Source organism: Arthrobacter sp. HMWF013, assembly GCF_003061105.1.
Lineage (GTDB): Bacteria > Actinomycetota > Actinomycetes > Actinomycetales > Micrococcaceae > Arthrobacter.
In genome coordinates this window covers 1-4,723 of sequence record NZ_QAIQ01000227.1, presented here as the reverse complement: position 1 = coordinate 4,723, position 4,723 = coordinate 1, and the positions used below count along the sequence as shown (strand labels likewise).

The window sequence follows — 4,723 nt, the reverse complement described above, 5'->3', positions numbered from 1 at the left end:
CACCATCCCTCACCCTTCGGAGGAAACCATGACCAGCACCAACAAGGCAGCCAAGACGGCGGCAAGGAAGCCGCCCGCCGGCGCCATCAAGGCGTACATCGCCAGCCTCACCGGCACCTCGCTCGAGTACTACGATTTCGCCATCTACTCGGTGGCCTCCGCCCTTGTCTTCCCCAAGATCTTCTTCCCCTCCGACGACGAGTTCGTCGGACTCCTCCTCTCCTTCTCGGCCTTCGCGGTGGGCTACCTGGCCCGTCCGATCGGCGGCGTGATCTTCGGCCGCCTGGGCGACAAGGTCGGCCGCAAGTACGTCCTGGTCTTCACCCTGGTGCTGATCGGCGTCGCCACCGTCCTCATCGGCGCGCTGCCCGATTACTCCGTCATCGGCGTCGCGGCCCCCATCATCCTGGTGCTGCTGCGCCTGGCCCAAGGCATCGGCGTCGGCGGCGAATGGGGCGGCGCGGTGCTGCTCTCCAGCGAATTCGGCGATCCCAACAAACGCGGTTTCTGGTCCTCCGCTGCCCAGATCGGCCCGCCCGCCGGCAACCTCATGGCCAACGGCGTCCTGGCTGTCCTGGCCGCATCCCTCAGCACCGAGGCGTTCCTCTCCTGGGGCTGGCGCGTAGCGTTCCTGGCCTCCGCTCTCCTGGTGGTCTTCGGCCTGATCATCCGCCTCAAGCTCGAGGAAACCCCTGTCTTCAAGGCCATCCAGGCCCACGGCGACCGCCCCAAGGCTCCCATCAAGGAAGTTTTCACCACCGAGCCCAGGGCCCTGATCTCGGCAGCCCTGTCCCGCCTCTGCCCCGACGTTCTCTACGCCCTGTTCACCGTGTTCGTGGCCGTGTACGCCACCAAGGAACTGGGCATGACCACCGGCAACGTGCTGGCCGCCATCCTCATCGGCTCCGCGTTCCAGCTCTTCCTGATCCCGCTCGCCGGCGCACTGACGGACCGCTTCAACCGCCGCTGGGTCTACGGCATTGCCGCCGCCGCAACCGCCCTCTACATTCCGCTGTTCTTCCTGATGATCCAGGGCAAGTCCGTGGTGATGCTGTCCGTCGGTGTGGTGATCGGCCTGGCGCTCCACGCCTTTATGTACGGCCCGCAGGCCGCGTTCATCACCGAGCAGTTCCCGGCCCGCCTCCGCTACGCAGGCAGCTCACTGGCCTACACGCTGGCCGGCGTGATCGGCGGCGCCGTGGCCCCGCTGATCTTCACCGCCCTCTACGGCGCGGCGTCCGGCGGCTGGTACCTGATCGCCGGGTACATCGCCGTCACCGCCGTCATCACCATCGTGGGCATGCGCCTGGGCCGCGACCCGCAGCCGGAAGAGGACCTCCGCCTGCTCCACAGCGACGACGCCCAGGCGAGCCACGCCTGAGCGGCGCGGCCTGATCCCCATGGAAACAGTCAGCAATCCCACCACTGCCGCACGGGTGCTCGCCGTCCGGCCGGTAGGCACGACGGCGGTGCTCGCCGAACTCTCCGGGCTCCACGATGTGCTGGCCCTGCAGGCCCTCCTGCTGGAGCAGCCGCTGCCCGGCCAGGCGGACGTCCTGGCCGCCGCCGAGACCGTGATGGTCAAGGCGGACTCGCCCGCCGCCGCGCGCCGGATGGCCGCACGGCTGCTGGAGCTGGACCTGACGGTCCGGTCCCACGCCGAGGGCAAGCTGGTCACCATCGAGACCGTGTACGACGGCGAGGACCTCGCCGAGGTGGGCCGGCTCACCGGCCTGGGGGTCGAGGGAGTGGTGGCAGCCCACACGGGGCAGATCTGGACCGTGGCTTTCGGCGGCTTCGCCCCCGGCTTCGGCTACATGGTGGGGGAGAACCAGGCGCTGGAAGTCCCGCGCCGCAGTTCGCCGAGGACCGCTGTGCCCGCCGGATCCGTGGCTTTGGCCGGGAACTATTCCGCCGTGTATCCGCGGAAATCCCCGGGCGGCTGGCAGCTGATCGGCCGCACCGCCGCCCATATGTGGGACCTCGGCCGGGAGCAGCCCGCCCTGGCCGCACCCGGCGACCGCGTGCAGTTCCGGGCCGTGCGGGAGCTCGTGGAAGTCTCGGACCCCGGTTCCCCGGCTGAAAGTGTGACAGGCGCTGACGTCCCGTCCGGCCTGCGCATTCTGTCTCCGGGTCTCCAGAGCCTGATCCAGGACCTGGGCCGGCCAGGCCACGCAGGCCTGGGCGTCTCCGCAGCGGGCGCCCTGGACCGCGCCTCCGTCCGACGCGCGAACCGGATCGTGGGCAACCAGCCCTCCGCCGCCGTCGTCGAATCCGTTGCCGGCGGGCTGCGGATCCAAGCCGTGGGCGACCAGGTGCTGGCAGTGGCCGGCGCGCCGTCGGCACTCACTGTTGTGACGCCGTCGGACGTTCCGGACTCAGGGGACAATGACGCCGGCGGTCCGGAAGATGACCTGCCGGAAAGGGTGCGCGAGGTGCCCATGGCCACCGCGTTCGCCCTGCTCGACGGCGAGATCCTGACGATCGGTGCGCCGGAGCGCGGCTTCCGGAGTTACCTGGCCATCCGCGGCGGCGTTGAAGCCGAGGCCGTGCTGGGCAGCCGCTCCACGGACACCATGTCCGGAATCGGGCCCGCGCCGCTGGCCGCCGGGCAACTGCTGGGCGCCGGCGTAGCCACCTCCTCGAACGTGGTGGGCAACCCCGAGCTGCAGCCCGACTTCCCGGATGCCGGGGTGACGGTCCTGGACGTTGTGCCCGGCCCCCGCGACGACTGGTTCGATGCCGCCGCGCTGGAATCGCTGTGCAGCCAGGACTGGGCGGTGACCCCCCGCTCCAACCGGGTGGGCATGCGCCTGGCCGGTGAACCGCTGACGCGGTGCCGGGACGGTGAACTCGCCAGCGAAGGAACAATGGCGGGCGCGCTGCAGATTCCGCCGGAGGGCCAGCCCGTGCTGTTCCTTGCCGACCACCCCATTACCGGCGGCTATCCCGTGATTGGCGTGGTGGTGGACCACCAGCTGGATCTCGCCGCCCAGATTCCGATCGGCGGGTCCCTCCGGTTCCGCTGGGCTCCCGGCTACGGGCTGCCCGCCAATGCTGCCGCCGGCTTTTTGCACGGCATTTCCCCAGACACCAGATTTCCAGACGAAGTGAGCAACTGATGCGTAAGGTCCTGATCGCCAACCGCGGAGAAATCGCCGTCCGCATCGCCCGGGCCTGCGAGGACGCCGGGCTCGAATCCGTGGCGGTGTACGCGGACGTGGACGCCGACGCCATGCACGTGGGCGCCGCTACCGAGGCGTACACCCTGGGCGGCAACGCGCCGTCGGACACGTACCTCAACATCCCCAACCTCCTGCGGGTGGCCGCTGAATCCGGCGCCGACGCGGTGCACCCCGGCTATGGATTCCTCTCCGAGAACGCTGACTTCGCCGAGGCGGTGCTTGGTGCCGGCCTGACGTGGATCGGCCCCACCCCCGAGGCCATCCGGCAGTTGGGCAACAAAATCACCGCCCGCGAGATCGCCGTCCGAGCCGGTGCCCCACTGGTAGCCGGCAGCGACGGCCCCGTGGCTTCGGCCGCCGAGGCGCGGGCCTTTGCCGAAGAGCACGGCCTGCCGATCGCCATCAAGGCGGCCTTCGGCGGCGGCGGACGCGGGCTTAAAGTGGTCCGCGAGATGGACCAGATCGAGGAATCCTTCGACTCTGCGGTCCGCGAAGCAGTGGTGGCCTTCGGCCGCGGCGAGTGCTTTGTGGAGCGGTACCTGGACCGGCCCCGGCACGTGGAGGCGCAGGTCCTGGCGGACCAGCACGGGAACGTCGTGGTGGTGGGAACGCGCGACTGCTCGCTGCAGCGCCGCCACCAGAAGCTGGTGGAGGAGGCGCCCGCGCCGTTCCTCACGGACGAGCAGACCCGGCAGATTTACGACGCCGCCAAGGCAGTGTGCCGCGAGGCCTCCTATTCCGGGGCCGGGACGGTGGAGTTCCTGGTGGCCGCCGACGGCACCGTCGCCTTCCTCGAGGTGAACACGCGCCTCCAGGTGGAGCACCCCATCACCGAGGAAACCACCGGCGTGGACCTGGTCCAGGAACAGTTCCGGATCGCCGCGGGTGAGCCGCTCAGGCTGACCTCCGATCCCGCGCCGCGCGGGCATTCGTTCGAGTTCCGGCTGAACGCCGAGGACGTGGGCCGGGGATTCCTGCCCTCGCCTGGAACCGTCGCCACGTTCAGCGGCCCCACCGGCCCGGGCATCCGGCTCGATTCCGGCGTCCGCTCCGGGTCCATTGTGGCGCCGCAGTTCGATTCGCTGCTGGCCAAGCTGATCGTGACCGGCGCTGACCGGCAACAGGCGCTCCGCCGGGCCCGCCGTGCGTTGGCCGAAATGGAGATCACCGGCGTGGCCACGGTCCTGCCGTTCCACCGGGCCGTGGTGGCGGCGCCGGACTTCACGTCCGAAACCGCGTTGGGGATCCATACGCGCTGGATCGAGACTGACTTCGCGGATTCCATCGCGGCGGATCCAGAGTTCGGCACGTCCGTTCCGGACGGTGCGCGGCGCACCATTACCGTTGACGTCGACGGCCGGCGCCTCGCCGTCGGGCTTCCCGCTGCCTTGTTGGATGGCTGGGCCCGCTCGGGTGCGGGGGTTCCCGCGGGCGTATCTCTGGCGGGGGAGTCCGCGGGGGAGTTCGACGGCGGCGCTGCAGCAGGTGCTGCCCACCCGGGTGAGTTGCGGGCGGACATGGCCGGGACGGTGGTGAAG

At 70.1% G+C, this 4,723-nt stretch carries 3 protein-coding genes; all 3 read left to right on the top strand.

The window, feature by feature from the left end; all coding sequences use genetic code 11:
- Positions 1 to 28: 28 nt before the first annotated feature.
- Entirely contained in the window at positions 29 to 1,381 is a 1,353-nt protein-coding gene (locus tag DBR22_RS09275; protein ID WP_108598774.1) for an MFS transporter, read from the top strand.
- Between the two features lie 19 nt (positions 1,382 to 1,400).
- Positions 1,401 to 3,122: a carboxyltransferase domain-containing protein gene (locus DBR22_RS09270; protein WP_108598773.1), complete on the top strand. Its 1,722-nt coding sequence runs from the start codon at positions 1,401 to 1,403 to the stop codon at positions 3,120 to 3,122.
- Positions 3,122 to 4,723: acetyl-CoA carboxylase biotin carboxylase subunit (locus DBR22_RS09265; protein WP_181365096.1), on the top strand; the 1,602-nt coding region annotated here is incomplete at its 3' end. The genes DBR22_RS09270 and DBR22_RS09265, both read left to right, overlap by 1 nt.